Annotated in this window: 16 protein-coding genes and 1 pseudogene; 8 read left to right on the top strand and 9 right to left on the bottom strand. The window is 66.2% G+C overall.

Features of this window, described 5'->3' with window-relative positions; genetic code table 11:
- Nucleotides 1–86: 86 nt before the first annotated feature.
- The 4 genes from CcI49_RS36580 to CcI49_RS36560 all read right to left on the bottom strand — a co-directional run bounded on the left by CcI49_RS36580 (nt 87) and on the right by CcI49_RS36560 (nt 4797).
- Nucleotides 87–443 (bottom strand): hypothetical protein, encoded by a 357-nt coding sequence (locus tag CcI49_RS36580; RefSeq protein WP_076834154.1) that lies wholly within the window; start codon nt 441–443, stop codon nt 87–89.
- A 17-nt stretch (nt 444–460) separates the two neighbouring features.
- Entirely contained in the window at nt 461–2710 is a 2250-nt protein-coding gene (locus tag CcI49_RS43905) for an ATP-binding protein (RefSeq protein WP_241840467.1), read from the bottom strand.
- The gene (locus CcI49_RS36565) at nt 2707–3516 is read right to left on the bottom strand and encodes an SAM-dependent methyltransferase (protein WP_076834230.1); all 810 of its coding nucleotides are present in this window, start codon (nt 3514–3516) and stop codon (nt 2707–2709) included. Before CcI49_RS36565 ends, CcI49_RS43905 begins: the two co-directional genes overlap by 4 nt.
- A 393-nt stretch (nt 3517–3909) precedes the next feature.
- On the bottom strand, nt 3910–4797 hold the full coding sequence (locus tag CcI49_RS36560; protein WP_076834152.1) for a methyltransferase domain-containing protein: 888 nt from the start codon (nt 4795–4797) through the stop codon (nt 3910–3912).
- A 697-nt stretch (nt 4798–5494) separates the two neighbouring features.
- Here CcI49_RS36560 and CcI49_RS36555 point away from each other — a divergent pair.
- On the top strand, nt 5495–5929 hold the full coding sequence (locus tag CcI49_RS36555; protein ID WP_076834150.1) for a hypothetical protein: 435 nt from the start codon (nt 5495–5497) through the stop codon (nt 5927–5929).
- A 145-nt stretch (nt 5930–6074) separates the two neighbouring features.
- Here CcI49_RS36555 and CcI49_RS36550 read toward each other — a convergent pair whose 3' ends face one another.
- Nucleotides 6075–6533: a MarR family transcriptional regulator gene (locus tag CcI49_RS36550; protein ID WP_076834148.1), complete on the bottom strand. Its 459-nt coding sequence runs from the start codon at nt 6531–6533 to the stop codon at nt 6075–6077.
- Between the two features lie 99 nt (nt 6534–6632).
- Between CcI49_RS36550 and CcI49_RS36545 the strand changes: the two genes are divergently transcribed.
- Nucleotides 6633–7364: an SDR family oxidoreductase gene (locus tag CcI49_RS36545; protein WP_054571294.1), complete on the top strand. Its 732-nt coding sequence runs from the start codon at nt 6633–6635 to the stop codon at nt 7362–7364.
- Between the two features lie 1116 nt (nt 7365–8480).
- Here the strand turns inward: CcI49_RS36545 and CcI49_RS36540 are convergent.
- The gene (locus CcI49_RS36540; protein WP_158230875.1) at nt 8481–8897 is read right to left on the bottom strand and encodes a zinc-binding dehydrogenase; all 417 of its coding nucleotides are present in this window, start codon (nt 8895–8897) and stop codon (nt 8481–8483) included.
- Nucleotides 8898–9104: 207 nt separating this feature from the next.
- On the opposite strand from CcI49_RS36540, the pseudogene CcI49_RS44635 reads away from it, so the two are divergent.
- The 3 genes and pseudogenes from CcI49_RS44635 to CcI49_RS36525 all read left to right on the top strand — a co-directional run.
- A pseudogene (locus CcI49_RS44635) lies at nt 9105–9421 on the top strand (acetyl-CoA C-acyltransferase); the annotation flags it as partial.
- Nucleotides 9422–9615: 194 nt separating this feature from the next.
- On the top strand, nt 9616–10389 hold the full coding sequence (locus CcI49_RS36530; RefSeq protein WP_054571295.1) for an SDR family oxidoreductase: 774 nt from the start codon (nt 9616–9618) through the stop codon (nt 10387–10389).
- Nucleotides 10390–10420: 31 nt separating this feature from the next.
- Nucleotides 10421–10873 (top strand): MaoC family dehydratase, encoded by a 453-nt coding sequence (locus CcI49_RS36525; protein ID WP_076834144.1) that lies wholly within the window; start codon nt 10421–10423, stop codon nt 10871–10873.
- A gap of 241 nt (nt 10874–11114) precedes the next feature.
- Here the strand turns inward: CcI49_RS36525 and CcI49_RS40245 are convergent, their stop codons facing one another.
- From CcI49_RS40245 to CcI49_RS36505, 3 genes are all read right to left on the bottom strand, one after another.
- Nucleotides 11115–11435 (bottom strand): transposase, encoded by a 321-nt coding sequence (locus tag CcI49_RS40245; RefSeq protein ID WP_347280170.1) that lies wholly within the window; start codon nt 11433–11435, stop codon nt 11115–11117.
- Nucleotides 11436–11556: 121 nt separating this feature from the next.
- Nucleotides 11557–11736 (bottom strand): transposase, encoded by a 180-nt coding sequence (locus tag CcI49_RS44305; protein WP_277872777.1) that lies wholly within the window; start codon nt 11734–11736, stop codon nt 11557–11559.
- A gap of 884 nt (nt 11737–12620) precedes the next feature.
- Nucleotides 12621–13247: a TetR/AcrR family transcriptional regulator gene (locus tag CcI49_RS36505; protein WP_054571299.1), complete on the bottom strand. Its 627-nt coding sequence runs from the start codon at nt 13245–13247 to the stop codon at nt 12621–12623.
- A gap of 267 nt (nt 13248–13514) precedes the next feature.
- Here CcI49_RS36505 and CcI49_RS36500 point away from each other — a divergent pair, with 267 nt between their 5' ends.
- The 3 genes from CcI49_RS36500 to CcI49_RS36490 all read left to right on the top strand — a co-directional run.
- Nucleotides 13515–14195 (top strand): SGNH/GDSL hydrolase family protein, encoded by a 681-nt coding sequence (locus CcI49_RS36500; protein WP_054571300.1) that lies wholly within the window; start codon nt 13515–13517, stop codon nt 14193–14195.
- 801 nt (nt 14196–14996) lie between these two features.
- Nucleotides 14997–16511, top strand: a complete 1515-nt coding sequence (locus CcI49_RS36495) for an ABC transporter substrate-binding protein (protein WP_076834140.1) — start codon at nt 14997–14999, stop codon at nt 16509–16511.
- A gap of 60 nt (nt 16512–16571) precedes the next feature.
- On the top strand, nt 16572–17330 hold a 759-nt coding region (locus tag CcI49_RS36490; protein ID WP_198955738.1), incomplete at its 3' end, for an ABC transporter permease.

Below are 17330 nucleotides of genomic sequence, written 5' to 3'. Positions count from 1 at the left end.
TGAGTGGCGGCGTGCCGCTCTACTGGCTGGCTATCGTCTGTCCGGCTGGAAGTGCCCGCGGACCTTCAGGCGCGCGACGGGGGGTGTCACGCGCGGTCATCCGGCTCTGGAGAGGGCTGTGTCTGGGCGTTGCGGGCGGCGGCGACCGCGCGGGTGAGGGTCGCGGCGAGGAGGGCGGCTTCGTCGAGGGTGAAGGCTTCGCTGTCGGGGTCCTCTTCTCCGGCGCCGAGGGAGATCATCGGCTGGTAGGTGGTCGTCGCGGTGACGTACTGCTCGATCGCGACCTGGATCGCTGTCTGGTCACGGACCCCGGGGATGGGTGGCAGGTCGATCACGGTGAACTCGGAGGCGTGGTAGTCGCCGGGGCCGGCGGGCACGACGTCGAGGTGGCCGGCGGGCTGCTCGCACCACGACGGGCAAGAGCTGGCAGCAGGGTCAGGCATGGCGTTCGCCTCTCGGGTCAGGTGGCTGGGTCGTGATGGCCGGAGCCCGTGGGTGTGGGGCGTGCCGGGTGGATGTCGAGGGTGCGCAGCCGGTCGCGGACCCGGTGCAGCAGGTCGAGGTCGAAGACGTCCGGGGTGGGCGGGGTCGCGGCGTGGGCGGCGAAGCATTCTCGTCGTGGCAGGCCGTCGGTCGGGGCGGTCGGAATGCGGTGAGGGCGAGGGGTGTGGTGGGGTAGGGCGGCCCAGACGACCTTGCCTCGCTTCTGGTGGCTGCCGTCGGGGGTGTGGTAGCCGGTACGCGGGGTCAGCGCGGTGATCAGGTGTAGGCCGCGGCCGTCCTCGGCGTCGAGGCCGGCGGCCCTGCGGGTTGGGTGGCCTGGTCCTCCGTCCCAGACTTCGACGATCACATGGTGGTCGCTGTAGGTCAGGCGCATCGCGATCTGGGACGTCAGGTCGTCGTCGCCGCGCAGGCTGGAGGCGAGCGCGTTCGTGACCAGTTCCGAGGTCAGCAGGGTGATCGTGTCGATCACGTGGTTGAGGTTCCACTGGTGGAGTTGCCCGGTGACGTCGCGGCGGGCGGCGCTGGCGGACTGGGGTCTGGTCGGGTAGTGCCAGACGCGGTGCGGGAGCAGGTGAACGGCAGGTTCGGGTGCGCTGGCGGTGGTGGTGACCACGGCGGTGGTCATGTGGCTCTCCTGGCTGTTCTCGCCGTCGCGTCGAGGGGGCGTGGGCGGGTGGGAGGAGATGCGGCTGGCCGCCGCCCGTGGTGTGACGGCCGCGCGGCCGGGGCTGGCGGAGGCGGGTGGGGCGTCGTGGACGAGCGTGAGGTTGTTCTCGGCGAGCACCACCACGCGGCACGGCCAGGCGCATCCACACTTCTCGCACGCACCGTTGCGTGGGACGTGCCGGTCCAGGAGGCGCACCGCGCTGCCGCGCAGCAGCTCGAACGCACGCTCGGGCGGCTGGGCGGTCGTCTTTGGACCGAGAGCGATCAACGGGTCGGTGGATCGGCCGCGAACGGCGACGCCCTGACCGGGCGGAGAAGCGGGGGCGGAAACAGACGGCGCGGGAGGGGCGGGGTGTGGTCGGCTGCCCGGTGGCCGGCTCAGGCTGATAGCCATGGACGTGCACCTTCGGTCTGCGAACGGGTAAAGGTCAGTGGTCAGCGGAGTCGAGCTGCCGTGCCGGCTGGTCGGCCGGGCTGTCGGCGAGGGCTGCGAGGGCGCGTTCAGCGCCGCGTCGGCGCAACTCCCGGGTGAGCACGTGATCGCCTGGTCGTAGACGGTGGCCGCCCAGACGGTCAGGACGGCGTGCAGCCAGTCCCGCCACTGGTCCCGGCTGGCGGCCAGCCGGCCGGACAGCCACGCCTTGACACCGTCGACGAGTTCCGTCCGGACCGGTGGCGGGCAGCCGAGGATCAGCGGGTGCAGATGGCCGAGCAGTGTTCCGGTGTCCACGAGGTCCCCGCCGGGTTCGAGCACGGGGGACACCAGGACCGCCCGTGACGATCCGTCGGGATACAGCACGCCGCGTGGGTCTAGGTTCCCGAACGCGACGCCGCCGCGGCTGAGCAGCATCGGGTCCAGCTGGGCGGCCAGCCGGCCGAGCCGCGCCGACAGGCTGCCGGCGAGCGCCCGAAGCTCTCCGATCTCTCCTGCCGTCGTGTCGCCGACGTGGAGGTGGTCCACCGGATGGCTCAACGCTTCGGCGACGACCCGGGGCAGCGCGCGGGTCGTCGTCGCGGCATCGGACAGGTGCGCGGGTGGATTCCGGTGCAGGTCGCTCAGGTCGTCCATCAGCGCCGTCACCACCCCGGTGAGTCCCGTCGGCCGGGCCCGGAGCAGGGCGGCCAGCGTGGCGCCGTCCTCCCAGGGGGTGAACATCACCCCCTCCGTGGAGGCGATCGGGGGAGCCACCCACAGGCGGGTGTAGGCCGCCAGCGCCGTGAGCTGCTCGGCCTGGCCGGCGATCGCGGTCGCCGCGTCGCCGTCGCCGTCGGCGAGCACGGTGGCGAGATCACCGTGATCGCCGCGGACGAGGCGTGACAGCGCCCGGCCTGCCAGGCGGACCGTCGCGCACAGCGCCGCCCCGCCGACGCGGACCTGGCGATACAGCGCCCCGCCCGCCGTGGCGATCGGCCCGAATGTCGCCTCGCCGTGGGGCCATCGCTGGGCGGTCGCGGTGGCGATCCACCCGTCGGCGTGGGACAGCAGATCGCGGACGTCGCCGTCGCTCCAGCATGTCGAGCAACCCGAACGTGGGCTCACCGGACGCGGCCGACACCGGCGTAGACCGGCAGCCGACCCTCCGCCAGGTGTGACCGGCCTCGCTGCCGGTCGCGCTCCCAGCCCGGGAGCAGGACCACGCCGGGGTCGACCAGATCGCAGTCGTCGAAGAACGACATCACCTCGGAGCGGTCGCGCAGCTGGAACGGCGCGGTCGTGCGCCGATACACCTCCGCCGCCTCCGTGACCTGCCGGGACTGTCCGTCGCCGGTGGCGTGGGTCACGACCAGATGACTGCCCGCGGGCAGGGCGTCGCGCAGCTCGGCGACCAGGTGCCGGGGGCCGGTGTCGTCGGGGAAGAAGTGCAGGACCGCGACCAGGAGCAGCGCGACCGGCTGCCCCCGCTCCAGCAGCCGGGACACCTGCGGATGGTCCAGGATCTGATCGGGGCGTAGCAGATCCGCCTCGATGGCCACGGCCTGCGGGTTGGGCGCGAGCAGGATCTGGCTGTGCGCGACGGCGACCGGGTCGCTGTCCACGTAGACGACCTGGGCGTCCGGGGCCAGCTGCTGGGCGACCTCGTGGACGTTGCCCATCGTCGGCATACCCGACCCGATGTCGAGGAAATGGCGGATACCGACCTCGCCGGCGAGGTGGCGGACCGCCTCACCCAGGAACAGCCGGTTGACCCGGGCGGTGTCGCGGATCTGCGGCCACGTTCGCTCGACCTGCGCCGCCGCTTCCCGGTCGGCCGGGAAGTTGTGCGCGCCACCGAGAAAGTAGTCGTAGACCCGTGCCACGTTCGGCCCCTCGGCCCCCACAGCGGCGACGCCGTCCGTCCCCCTCACGGCCGTCCCCGTGACCAGCGCGCCGTGGTGGCGACACCGCTTCTCGGCTGACACGGCCGGTCCGACCGTGTGACCGGGCCGGGTCTCATCCCTCTGGGATGGTCACGATGCGTCGAACAGGCGATCCTCATCATGGGAACGGTCCTCACTGACGGTAGGCAAAACGGAACCGTTACACCATCGTCCTAACGGCGTCGGGTGGTCATCCCCCTCACCGCGAAGAAGCCGTTCACCCGTCCCGACCCCACCTGAGCTGGGAAAACACCGAGGGGAACGCCCGTCTCTTCGCTCGTTGCCAGCCCCTATCTCCCCGGAGTGTGATCGTTTCCCTACGGTGGCGAGTCAGGAGTGAGGTCTCGGGAAGCGGTGGCGGCGACCGCGCGGCCGGAGGGGTCAGCGGGAGACGTCTGGCTTGATCGCGGTGATGTAGGTGAGGGAGGTGTGAAGGAGGATGGGGCGCCGGCGGGCGGTCGAGCGCCACGCTTCCGAGTAGCGACGCGCGAACGCGGCACCCAGGGTCCGGCCGATCACCTGATAGGTCGACTCGCCGGCCGGGCCTGGGGCGTGCAGCGCGGCTTCGGCGACGATCACGTTCTCCAACGGGGCGGTGACCGTGTCCTCGGTGTACTCGACCTCGGTGAGCCCCGCGAGACGCGCGTTCCCGACCGCATGGGCCGGAGTGAACGCGTACGCGGCCGGCCGAACGGCTGCCATCGCCTTCTCCACACGGCTGACATCGTGGGCGCTGAGCCCGTCCAGCTCGATGGGCTGACGTCGGGCGAGCACGAGCTCGCAGACCGACAGACGTCCCCCTGGTCTGAGGACCCGTGTGATGTCGATCAGCATGCGGCGGGGATGACCCAGCGGTGCCAGGACACTGAAGCCGATGACCGCGTCGAAGCTGGCATCGGGCAGCGGCAGGGGCCGCTCCGCGAGATCCCATACCGATCCCCACGTCTGGCCGTTCTCCGGCGTCGGCCGGATCTGGCTCAGTGCCGTCCCGGTCGGGGCCAAGGTCGTGACGCTGCCGCCGGGCACGACGGCCGCGAGCGCCGCGGGCGTCAATCTGGCGCCCAGGCTCAGGTCCAGCAGGTCCTGTCCGGTACGCGCGGCGGCGCCGTCCAGCACGACGGCCGCCAGCGCGGAGGGCCGCTGACGGGGATCGCGCCGGTCGGCGCGGTGCACGGTCAGCAGATCGGAATCGACGTGTTCGCCGGCGGGACGGCCGGACCGGCTCTGGGTCCGGCCGGCGCGTGCGGTCTTGGTCGGATGCTGGGACATCACGAATCACTCTTCTGGTCGGTGGTGCTACCCACTCGGGCGACGGCGGGCAGCGGTCACAGCGAGCATCACGGTCATCGATCGGGCCGTCATTCCCACAAGCGGGAACGATTCGTTCACCCCGCCGCGACCGCCGTGACCTGCGAAGACCATGGATGCCGTCCTGGTTTGTTCGCCATGGGGTCTGCCGGACGCCCACAGCCGCCCTGCAACGGGGCGGACCGCGATGGATCAATCGGCAATCGACCTTCCACAGGCTGTGGTGACACGCCGACGACTGGCGGTGTTCGCCGCCGACGAGCGGAGCAGGCGACGGTGACGATCAGGGGCGGCAGGCGCCATGTCGCACCCCGGGAATGGGGGGTCATCGCCGAAGCAAGAGCCCACCGCCGGCATATCCGCGCAGGTCGGAAGGGCAGCACGTCCCGAACAGATTGTTCGTCAGCGAGGGAATGACGCCCGACCTCCGTCCAGGCGATGGTGTGACCGTTCCACCTCTCCCGCCAGAAAGGACCACCGATGCCCGCGGACGGGGACCGCGCCCCTGCCACGCCGGTGTTCCACTGCTCTCCCGCGGACCCGGCGGAACTCCGACCAGCCCCGGTTCCGGCCCGCGTGGAAACCGGTACCGAAGGGCGATGCGCGGTCGCGCGCGCGCACCGCCTGCCCAGTGCTATCCGGAAAGGACACAGACCACATGACCGTTGAACCCCGCATCCAGCCCGACGATCGTCTCCGGGCTGATCTGGCCTGGCTGGGCGCCATCCAGGACACCCCCGGCATGCTGGAGACCTTCGTCGCCGGACACGCGCCTCGCATGTTCGCGCTCGTCGAACAGGACATCGGCATGTTGGAGGACACCGTGTTCGGCTGGGGACTCCAGTTCAGCGACCACGCCGCCGTCGTCGCGCGCGGCGGGACGTTCACCACGGTCTGCTCCCACGCGGACGACGCTGTGAAGATCTTCGCGGTGGCCGGACGGAGCCTCCGCCTCGTCTGGCACAGCCCTCCCGCCCCGACGACGTCCTCCGCCGGTGGCCGCGATCTCCTGAAGCGTCGGCGGGTCATCCGATGRCCGTCAGCGGCTCCTGCCCCGCGTGGTGCCAGCCGCATTGATCTTGATGGTTTTTGATCTCAAGTCGAGAGCTTGCGCCTTTCCTGTGATAACCGGCGCGGTCTCGGTCGTTGCGAGCCGGATGTCGACACGAACGGGAAGCCCGGAGCGAGTAGGTCGGCGGTGGCTTCGAGCGCCGGCCACCAGAGGTACAGGCTGAAGATCAGGATCGGTCGTTGGTGTCGCCGCTCGGGCGTCGCGCGGCCAAGGCGTTCTCGATTCGCCGCAGGGTCGTGTTGACAAGATCGATTGTTTCGGGTTCGTCCACTATCCCCGCGAGCGTCTGACTCCATGCCTGGCGCAGCCGCTGGAGGTTCTCGTGTGCCTGCGCCGTGGGGTAGAGGCGTACGCATCGGGCGTCCAGGGGATCAAGGTCGCGGCGTACGAGCCCCTTGTCCTCGAGGCCGCGTAGGACTCTGCTGAAGTTGCTGGAGCGAAGCAGCGTCGCCTCGGCTGCCGCTCGGGCGGAGGTGCCCGGGTGGCGATCGATGAAGCGCATGACGGCGCTTTCGACCGGCGTGCACATCTCAGCCGCATGGTCCTGCGGGGGGCGGATCTGCCGGCCGACCGCGAAGATCAGGTCCGCGAGCTCGAAGAGCCGGGAGATCTCGTTGTCATCCACAGCCTGACAATATAGCTTCCGTACGATAGCTATCTTCTGATAGCTTTTGGGTGACGCGATTCGATCAACTCGACTCACGTAAGCGAGAGGTGACGTTCAGTGAATATTGGCGAGGCTGTTGTCTTCGTGACGGGGGCATCATCAGGCATCGGCGCGGCCACGGCGCGGGCCGCATCGCAGGCCGGGGCGCGAGTGGTGCTGGCAGCGCGTCGAGAGGATCGCATCCGGCAGATCGCCGACGAACTCGGCGACGCGGTGGCTGTTCGATGTGACGTCACCGACGCCGGCCAGGTCGAGGTGGCGGTACGTACTGCCATGGACACCTTCGGAAGGATTGACGTGCTGTGCAACATCGCCGGTCAAGGGCTGCACGTACCTCTGGAGAAGATCGATCCCGACGACTTCCGTGCCGTCCTCGAACTCAACCTCGTCGCACCCCTGGTCACCATGCAGGCGGTGGTCCCAGTCATGCGCAGGCAGGGTGCAGGAAGCATCGTGAACGTGAGCTCCGGAATCACCTTCTCGGCGCTCCCCGGCTCGGCTGGATATGCCGCGTCCAAGGCGGGCCTGTCAAAACTCTCCGCCGTGGCACGAGCCGAACTTGCCAACGCCGGCATCGTGGTATCCACGATGTTTCCGTTCATCACGGGCACCGAGTTCACCCGATCACTGCGGGGCGACACCGAGTCCGCGTCGCAACTGGAATCAAGCCACGCGCCTAAGCCGCAATCACCCCGACAGGTCGCCGACGCAATACTCGACCTCATCAGAACGGGCGCCGAGCAAGCCGACCTCGTTCCCGAACAGTTCGGCGGCAGCTACAAGTCCTGAGGCTCCGCCCCCGGGCATCACGGAGATCGCTGTCCCTGAGGTTCCCGGATTGCGATCCGCGGTCAGCGGCTCGCGTGTGGATCGAGCAGGTCGTCACGGCGTCCACCGCGAACCCGGAGGTCATCGGCGCTGACTTCGTTGACCGCACCCTCACCCGTGATGTCTTCGAGTACCTCTCCTTGTAGGAAGCGCAGGCTCTCGCCTGAAAATTGATCCGCACCGCAAGCAGCATCGACGCCAGAGCCTGGCTTCGGCGCACGGACCGGCAGACGGGAGGTGACATAGCGGGTAGGCGGGTCTGACAGCAGTGGCTCGATGAAGAACCGTGCCGACGGGCGGGAAGCCATCGGATACGGCTGACCGTCTCCAGCGGAGGACCGTTCGGAGATCGTAGAGAAAACGCCTGGTGAAAAAGAGCCGTGAGTGCTGTGACCTGTCGATTCCGTAAGTCGGGATCGACCCGTGGAAGGTCGATGGGAAGATGATCGGGCTCGGACGCTGTACGGACGCCGGTCCAAGGCTAGGTGTGATGAGAACCATCGTCCCTGCGACCCATGCCGGCGGAGCAGGTACGTCGACGCCGATGGTGGGCTGCGGCACGGCGTCGCTGCCCAGCCACCCGACTGCCGTAGGCGGCCGGGATCACCGAGCTTAGGTCGGGTCGGTATTGGATACGTTTGAGTATGGTTGTTACCGCAGCGGTGAGCAGGCCGATGCGTCCAAGCGGTGTGGTTGGCGAGCTGGCGTTTGACGTGCACGCAGACACCTTCGGTCGGGTGGAGATCGGGGGCGCAGGCGGGCGCGTCACGACAGGCGCCCAGTCGGCGTGGGCGGTGCAGAACCGCTGCATGGCCTGACTGCGGTAGGTGTTGAGGTTGTCCCAGCACAGGATGATCGGGGCGTGGAGCTGGTGGTGAGAGGCTGCGATCAGTGTGGCGTAGTCGTTCTCGGCGAAGCTGCGGCGCTCCTCGACCCGTCCGCAGCGGGTGGCCAGCCTGTAGAACAGCCGGGCCGCCGGCGAGGGCGGTAGCAGCCCGCAACGGAACCCGGCCCGAAACCTTGCCGCAGTTCCTGCCGATCAGTGGGGAGTGGGACAGTCCTACGGGCGCGGCGGCATCAGGCCTTCGCTTCTCGCGCCTGCTCGTGCGGAGTTGGCGGGTGAACGACGATCTTTCCGGTGTGCTGGCCGTCCAGCATGAGCTGGAGACCCTTGTCGATCTCCCGGAGGGGTCGCGCCCGGTCGATGACTGGACGCACGCCGGTCGCGTCCATCGTCCGCAGCATGGCGACGAGTTCGGGACGGGTGCAGCCGGTGGAGCCGAGGATGCGCTGCTGCAGGTAGAAGACCCGGGCCAGGTCCGCTCGCGGGTTGGTGCCGGCGGTCGCGCTGGTGACCGACGATGGTTCTGCCGGGCCGCAGTGACCGGAGCGAGTACGACCAGGTCGCCTTCCGACCGTCTCGATGGCGACGTCGGCCGTCCCCGGCAGCCTGGCACGAGGGTGGTTGCCCCGCAACGTCCTCAGATGGCTCACCCTGTCAATCGGCGAAGGCAGCGCCACTGGGGCGGCAGGTCGAGGCTGTGGTCGCCTGAGTTGGCCCATGAGCACACATCCTTGACGTCGAGTAAAGAAGTGACTATCTTTACTTGGAGTAAACATATCTCGTCGTGGCACCGTGAGGTCGGATACCTCCGATCGGCCGCGACCACTCTGGAGATGCCATGAAGCGACGTCGTTCGCGTCGAAGCCTCGAAGCGGGTGCTCGCCCGGTCCGGCCTCGCTATCCGCGGCATCTACCTTGTGGAGCTCAACGAGCCCGTTGCGCTCAGGTGATTGCGTGAGCCTGTGAGCTTGGCATGGAGGGGGAGGGGCTGAACGTGAACGGCGGCGCGATCGCGGTCGGCCACCCGTTCGGCATGACTTAAGCTCCGATCACCAGCACGCTGATCAATTCTCTGCAATACCACGACTAGCAGTTCGGCCCGGAGACCATGTGTGTCGGCTGGGGCCAGGGGATCGCGATGGTTCTCGAACGGCTGAGCTGGGGGGGGCGGTAGGACCTCGGGGTGAGCATGAGTGTCCTTGACGCCGAGCCCGGCAGGTCGTCGTTGACGAGAGCGGGCCCGACGTGCCTGGTGCCCGTCCGATCAGCATGCCCGCGTTTCTGATCCCGATGCAATGACTCCATGCCCTGGTCGCACCCGTGCTCGCTGATCCCAGAGTCGACCTTCGCACTGACAGGAGTGACTTCATGACTAGCATCGCCTCCAGCTCCGCTCTTCGAACCGCGGTAGTGACCGGCGCGGCGCGTGGTATTGGCGCCGGCGTCGCGAAACGCCTCGCTGCCGATGGCCTCGCGATCGTGGTCGTCGACCTGGATGAGGCGGCCTGCAAGCCGGTCGTCGAGGCGATCGAAGCCGCCGGCGGCCGGGCACTCGCGGTTGGACTCGACGTCACCGATGAGCAGGCTGTCCAGGCTGGTGTGGAGCGGATCGCGGTGGAGTTCGGCGAGCCCACCGTGCTGGTCAACAATGCCGGAATCATTCGCGACAACCTGCTGTTCAAAATGACCGTGAGCGACTGGGAAGCGGTCATGAACGTACACCTGCGCGGCTCCTTTCTTATGGCTCGTGCGGTCCAAGGTTACATGACCAGGGGCTGCTGGGGTCGCATTGTCAACCTGTCCAGCACCTCGGCTCTGGGTAACCGTGGTCAGGCCAACTACTCTGCGGCGAAGGCGGGGCTGCAGGGCTTCACCAAGACATTGGCGGTGGAGCTCGGAAAGTTCGGTGTTACCGTGAACGCGGTCGCCCCTGGTTTCATTGAGACCGAGATGACCGTCGCCACCGCCGCGTCGATCGGTATTCCCTACGAGCAGTTCAAGAAAGCTGTAGCCGCGCAGACCCCGGTTGCCCGCACGGGAACCCCCGATGACATTGCGCACACTGTCTCTTTCTTCGTGAGTGAAGGCGCCGGCTTCGTCTCCGGTCAGGTTTTGTACGTCGCTGGCGGGCCGAAATCCTGACCCGGACGGTCGATTTCATGAGGAGTAGAAGATGATGGTCTTCCGTGGCATCAGCGAGTTGGAGCGGGCGGTTGGCACCTACCTGGGGCATTCCGACTGGTATACCGTCACCCAGAAACAGATCGACGCCTTCGCCGAGGCCAGCGGTGACTTCCAGTGGATCCATGTCGACCCCGGCAAGGCGGCACAGGGACCGTTCGGTGCCACCGTCGCCCACGGCTTCCTGACTCTTTCGCTGGTACCCCTGCTAACCGGGCAGATTTACCGGGTCGAGGGAGTGAAGATGAGCGTCAACTACGGCGCCGACAAGCTTCGCTTCCCATCGCCGCTCCCCGTGAACTCGAAGGTGCGGGCCGGTGTCGAGCTTCTCTCTGTAGAGGCAGGGAACGGCGGGTATCGAGTAGCTGCCCGGGTAACTGTCGAGCGTGAAGGCAGCAACAAACCCGCCTGCGTAGTCGAGGCGCTCAGTCTTGTACTGCCCTGACGAGGGTGAATTCGGGTGATGCGGCAGCGCTCGCCCGATCTATTCAATTTCAGATCGTGGCCCTCAACTGTTCAGGATCGAAGGTGTGTAGCCTCCGCGGATGCAAAGGTCGGAGCCGGAAATGCGAGTGCGGCAGGTCCGGGTAGTCCGGCACAGGTGGTCGGCCGTTCCCGGAGTGCGGTGCGCAGGCGGGCTTGGCGGCGGCCGGGTGCGCGGTCGCGGTGTGCGTGACGCCGACGACCTAGACCAGGCCGCGGTCGGTCAGGTCTTGGCGGAACAGCGCGCAGTTTCCGTAGTCGGCGTCGGCGAGTACCGGCCGAGCGGGAACATCCCAGCCAAGGATCTCGTCGAGCATGTCCAACGCGAGGCGCCACTTCTCCCGGTGCCGCGCGACGTCGGGGATCCCCGCTCGGGCACGGCGAGCCCGCACTGCGGCGGCCTCGGCCGGGTCGGCGACTCCGGTGTCGTCCCAGCTCGCGGGCAGGAACAGTCGCCAGTCCAACGCCGCGGACGCCCAGTCCGTGACCGCGTACATGGACACCCCGACCTGGCAGTTCCCCAATCTTCGCCCCCGGGGACGCCGGGCCGCCCTTGGCGAAGCCGGTGTCGTCGAAGACCAGCGCCTCGGGCTGGACGAACTCGACCGCCCAACCGGCCAGGCGGCGGCGGACCTCGTTGTACTCTCAGGTCGAGTTCCGCAGGAACTGCTGCAACCCCCGATGACCGACCCCAAGCCGCAGCGCCATCGGCTGCAGGCTCTTCCGCCTCCCGCCGACCATCAGCCCACGGACGTACGACTCACGCTTCGCCCGCTGGCCCCTGCGCGGCAGATCCGCCAGCATCCGCGCCGTGAGCTCCTCCACCAGTGGACGCCCCTCCTCCTCCGGTGCCTCACCCAGCAGCGGTCCAGACTCGGATCCGCACCTCGAAACCAGTCGATCAAAAATCTAACAAAGTCCTAGAGGGTGCCGTTTCGGCTCTCGTTAATGTATGTCGTGAACGGCCCGAAAACTCGACCCGCGCGGAGGAAGGGATCCGCCTCAATGAACGAATGGAGGCCGCCTGAATTAACAGGCGGAGCCGACCGGAGCCATCTTCAGCTGATTCCGTCCTTCGTGTTTCGTGTGGTACAGCTCCGCTTCAGCCAGATCGGCGAGCCGTGACGCCACATCGTTCGGTGCCGGGACCACTGCCCTGAGGGCGATACTCACGGTAACGATCCCATTGATGCYGAACGGGTGGGTCTCGGTCATCTCCGGTGTCCGGAATTCGTAGGGTGAACTCCTCACCTCCGTAACGAACGGCCAGATCGGTGGTACAGATCCTTGCGGTCACGCACGCAGCGACCCGTTTGATACATCGGTAGCCGGCGGCCTGTCCGAACGGGTCGTTGTACTGCTTGAAGTGGTCTGTGTCGATCATCATAAACGCGATGAATATCGCCTGTTTCTGGGCCTGTCGTCCCTGGCCGAGGGCCTTTTAAGACGTCTTCTATTGGCCAGTCGGGTCAGCTGATCCGTCTCTGAGAGTCGTTCACGCGTCATTTAGCGGCGGCCGGCGCCTCGGTTCTCTGGGCGACCTGGCATTCGGGTGATGCATACATGACGTGCGGACCTCGGGCCTCCGCAATGTCTGCGCGATCCCCGTCAGTCTCGGATGGCCTCGGYGTGCCTGCGACCGGCGTTCAAAGGCTCTGGGCCGGCATCGAGGAGCCACGGCAACACCGAGCCTCCGTTGAGGGGCCGGATCACGTGGTCAGCGCGTCAAAATCCAGATTGCGGAACGCGTTCTCGATGAAGCGGGCTGCGAGATGTTGGGCAGCCTTCAGGTCGCCGCCGTGGTCGATGGTGTGCTCGCAGACCTGGAGGGTGACGCCGACACAGGCAGCGGCAAGTGTGTGAGCGTTCGCTCCGAGGCTGGGTCCGAAAGTCTCTTGTCGGCGCGTGATGAGGGCGGTGAGTTGCTGGGTCACGCCGTTGACGACCTCCTTCCGTAGCGTAGCCGGCCGATCGCCGGTCCGGTCGCCCCGGAAGAGCAGATCGAAGCCCTCGGCCCGCTCTGCCGCGAAACGGAAGAGCGGATCGGTGCCCACTGCTGCCAGTTCGGTGAGGGGGAGGCTGCTGCCCTGCTCGTAGGCGTCAGCGACCCAGTCCCAGAAGATCGTGGCTTCGCGTCGGACGACGTGCAGGTAGATCTGCTCCTTGTTACCGAGCCGAGCGTAGAGAGTCGGCTTGGTCGTCCCGGCCCGCCGTGCGATGTCCGCAACCTGCGCGGATGAGTAACCCTCTGCATGGAAGACAGCACGCGCCGCGTCGAGGAGGTCATCTTCGTCGAATCGGCGACCGCTGAGACTGCTGACTGAGTACGCGGACACCTTGAGGAGTCTACGAAGATAGAGCCTTGACTCCAAGTAAAGACATGGATAGCTTCACTCGGCGTTAACACATGTCGCTGCGGCCGCGCGACCCTGACCACCTCCGACGGGCCTACGACCTCCACTGGAGACACCGTGCAACGACGCCGCTTCCGCTTACTCTCCCTACTTGCGGCCCCTCTCTGCTTACTGTCCGCACTCACGGTGGTTGCCGCTCCCGCCGGCGCGGCGCCGCCTCCATACTCCTCGGCCACCCGGTACGTGGCGATGGGTGACTCCTACTCCTCCGGCCTCGGAGGCTCAGGGGTAAGCCTTGACTGTGGCCGCAGCCCGCAGGGGTACCCGACACTGTGGGCCAACGCTCACGGCATCACGACCTTCACTGACGTCACCTGCGCTGGGGCGGTGACTGAGGACGTGCTTGCCAACCAGGTTTCGGGGCTGAGTGCGCAGACCGACGTTGCCACCATCACGATCGGTGGCAACGACGTCGGGCTGGGATCACTGGTGTCGAACTGCCTACTAGCCACCGACCAGGGCTGTGCCCAGGCGGTCCAGCAGTTCCAGGCCAGCCTGCCGGCCCTCAACGCCAAGCTCGACACCACCTACGCGGCGATCCGCCAGGCGGCTCCTACCGCGCAGGTCTACGTGCTCGGGTACCCGCATTTGTTCGAGACGACCTGGACATGCTTCGAGTTCCCTGCTCTCAGCCAGCCGAAGCGTGTGGTGATCAACCAGGGTACCGACGCGCTCAACAGCAGCATCGCCCAGCGCGCGACGCAGGCCGGCTTCCAGTTCGTCGACGCCCAGGCGAAGTTCAACGGGCACGCCCGCTGCTCGGTCAACCCGTGGATCTTGCCCGTTTTCAGTCTCCCTGCTCCGCTGCACCCCAACGCGGACGGATACCGGTACGGCTATCAAGCGGCGCTTACCGCAGCTACCGGCTGATCTGAACCCCTATCTGCCCACGTAATCATAGAGAGCCGAGTAAGGCGGTAGGCGACCCTACGTCGACAATCAACCTATTCGGCTGATCTGACTGAAATATGCGATTGCCATCAGATGGGAGGTGAACGGGTGCGGCTGCAGCTAGGCGGAGATCAATACTGCTCCTCGACCAGTGGTAAATTTCAACCGGAACGGCGGCACGGTGGTCGCAGAGAAGGTCACCTGTGTCGAGCGGCCCGGTCTGTACTTCTGGTGGACAGTTCCTGGCTGCTGCCGCACCACTCCACGTCCGCCTGTATCGACCGTGAAGGGGCGGCCGGTGTACCGGGCTTCGTTGCCGCAGGTCGTTCCAAACCATCAATGTGGACGCCGGAGAAAATGGGCCAATACTTCTGCATCCGAGTATCTGGTGCACCGGGTCCGTGCCGCGCGAGCACGGTGTCAGAGCTAGGCCCGCTTCGTCGATCGAACTCCGGTTTGAGTCTTGACCCGACTCTTTCGCCAGCGCCCAGCTCCATCCAGGCTGCAAGTCGCCAGAAACCAACGGCGAGAGCGACAACAAGAGCTGTGAAACGGATCGCGAGGCCTCATGGTTCCAGGGCTTATCCCGGGCTCATCCGGCCTCTGATCCGGCCGAGGTTCCCATATGAATCCTCGCCCGGTACCGCTAGGAAAGTTTGTACCTTCGGCGTTCAAGAATTTTTCCAACAGGCGCATTTGGTCGGATGGATCTCGCTTGAATCCCCGGGCCCAGATGAGGTGCTGGCCCGCGGAACGGTTCGGGTTAAGGGGAATGACACGATGTTCAGATGGAAGTCGATAGTAGGCGCGGCGGCAGTTCTCGCTCTCGCAGTGACCGGCTGCTCCGGGGCAGGAGAAGCGACCGGCTCGAAAGGTGGCGGAGCGGCGACGCTGATCACCGTCGCCGCTCCGGGCTCGCTTGATCCTGCCGCAGCCTCGATGGGCCCGATGGCGGCCTACTACGAGGCGGTATATGACACGCTGCTTCGTTTGGACTCGGCGGGAAAGCTGCAGCCGTGGCTCGCGACGAAATGGACCTACGACGACAAGCGAACCAAACTGACCCTCACGCTGCGCGATGACGTGACCTTCACGGACGGGAGCGTACTCACCGCGGACGTCGTAGTCGCGAATCTTGAGAGGTTCAAGGCCGGAACCGCGCAGAACGCCGGCCGGCTGGCAGTTGTCGCGGCTGTCGAGGCGGCTGATGACAAGACAGTAGTCATCACACTGTCGCAGCCCGAGCCCAACTTTCTCTTCTACCTGGCATCGGACGCCGGACTGACCGCTTCAGGCAAGGCGCTTGCAGATCCTGACCTCGCGACCGACCCGGTCGGATCCGGTGCGTACGTGCTGGACAAGTCGGGGACAGTAATCGGTTCCACGTATCATTACACCAAGAACCCTAACTACTGGAACCCAGATGTCCAGCATTTTGACGAGCTGACCGTGAAGGCGTTGCAGAACGTTGGCAGTATCGCGAACGCGGTCACTGCGGGTGAGGCGGACATCGTGCAGCTTCCCAAGGAAGCGGTCAGCCCCGCAAGAAGCGCCGGTTGGACAATCAACGAGATCCACTCCGGAGGTTTTACCGGACTTATGTTCTTCGATCGGAACGGCGAGGTCTCGGAGCCGCTTGGGAAGGAGAAGGTCCGGCAGGCGATCAACTATGCGTTGGACCGTCCGGCGCTGATAAAGGCCCTCAATGCGGGTGTCGGTAGTCCTACCACGCAGATCTTTCCGACGGCCGGCCGTGCTTACGACGCCGAACTGGACAAGGCCTATCCCCACGACCCTGCAAAGGCGAAGAAGCTGCTGAGCGAGGCCGGATACCCCGACGGTGTCACGATCACCCTTCCGGACTTCGGTAACCGGGACAACTATGCGATCCTTGTGCAGATGCTCGGCGAGGCGGACATCAAGGTCGAGTGGAGCGAGAGCCAGCTGCAGAACTCGATCACGGACATCCTGTCCAAGAAGTTCTCGGCGGTGTACTTCGCGCTGGGCGACGCTACTGACTGGGGAACCGTCCAGCAGGTGATCACGCCGAACGCCGCCTTCAATCCGTTCAAGACGAAGGATCCGGCGCTGGATGAACTCATCCAGCAGCTGCAGGCCGGCGATGAGGCCACTCAGGCAGAAGCGGGGCGCAAGATCAACAAGTATGTCGTGGAGCATGCGTGGTTCGCGCCGATTCAGGGCAGCTTTTCCCTTATCGGCTCAAGTCCTGATGTATCTGTCACCCCGCCGACGATGACGACGTATCCCTCGATCTTTGATATCCAGCCCAAGTAGTACCATCCCGCCGGGGCCGGTACTGGGCCGGCCCTGGCCGACAGGGACTTGGACGGCATTATGATTAGATACATCACCGGGCGGACACTCTCCGGCATCATGCTGGTGGCTGTCGTCGCGTTCGGCACATTTGCGATGCTTTACGGCTCCAGTGGAGATATTGCTCGCCGCCTCCTCGGTGAATCCGCAACTCCTGAGACGGTGGCGCGGAAGTCCGAGGAGCTGGGACTGAACCGGCCTCTCTGGGAGCAATTCTGGGAATGGGTTTCGTCTGCGGTCACGGGTGATCTTGGCCGCTCGTGGGTGAATGGTCAGCGCGTTTCGGATGCCATCGAAAGCCGTCTTCCTGTCACTTTGTCCCTTGTCGTTCTAACGGTCGCGCTCACAGCGATCATCGCGATTTTTTTAGGTATGCTCGCGGCCTATCGTGGGGGTTGGGTGGACTCGCTGATCCAGATCCTCAGCGTGGTCGCGCTCGCGATCCCGGGTTTCCTTATCGCGCTCTGGCTGGTGCTAATCTTTGCGGTGGGTCTTGGCTGGTTCCACGCGACCGGGTACACACCGATGACCCAGTCTTTCAGCGGCTGGCTCGCGTCCGTGATTCTGCCGGTCATAGCGCTCGCGATCGGCGCCATCGCCGGCGTCGCCCAGCAGATCCGGGGCTCGATTCTCGACACGATCGATCGGGACTATGTACGGACCCTGCGTAGCCGTGGACTCCCGATGAACCATGTACTTTATCGCCACGTGCTCAGAAATGCTAGCGGGCCCGCGCTTACGATCCTCGGCCTGCAGTTCATCGGATTAATTGCCGGCGCC

The sequence above is a fragment of the Frankia sp. CcI49 genome (assembly GCF_001983215.1).
Classification (GTDB): Bacteria; Actinomycetota; Actinomycetes; order Frankiales; family Frankiaceae; genus Parafrankia; species Parafrankia irregularis.
The sequence above is the reverse complement of the archived record's forward strand: the minus strand, read 5'-3'. Positions and strand labels throughout refer to the sequence as shown.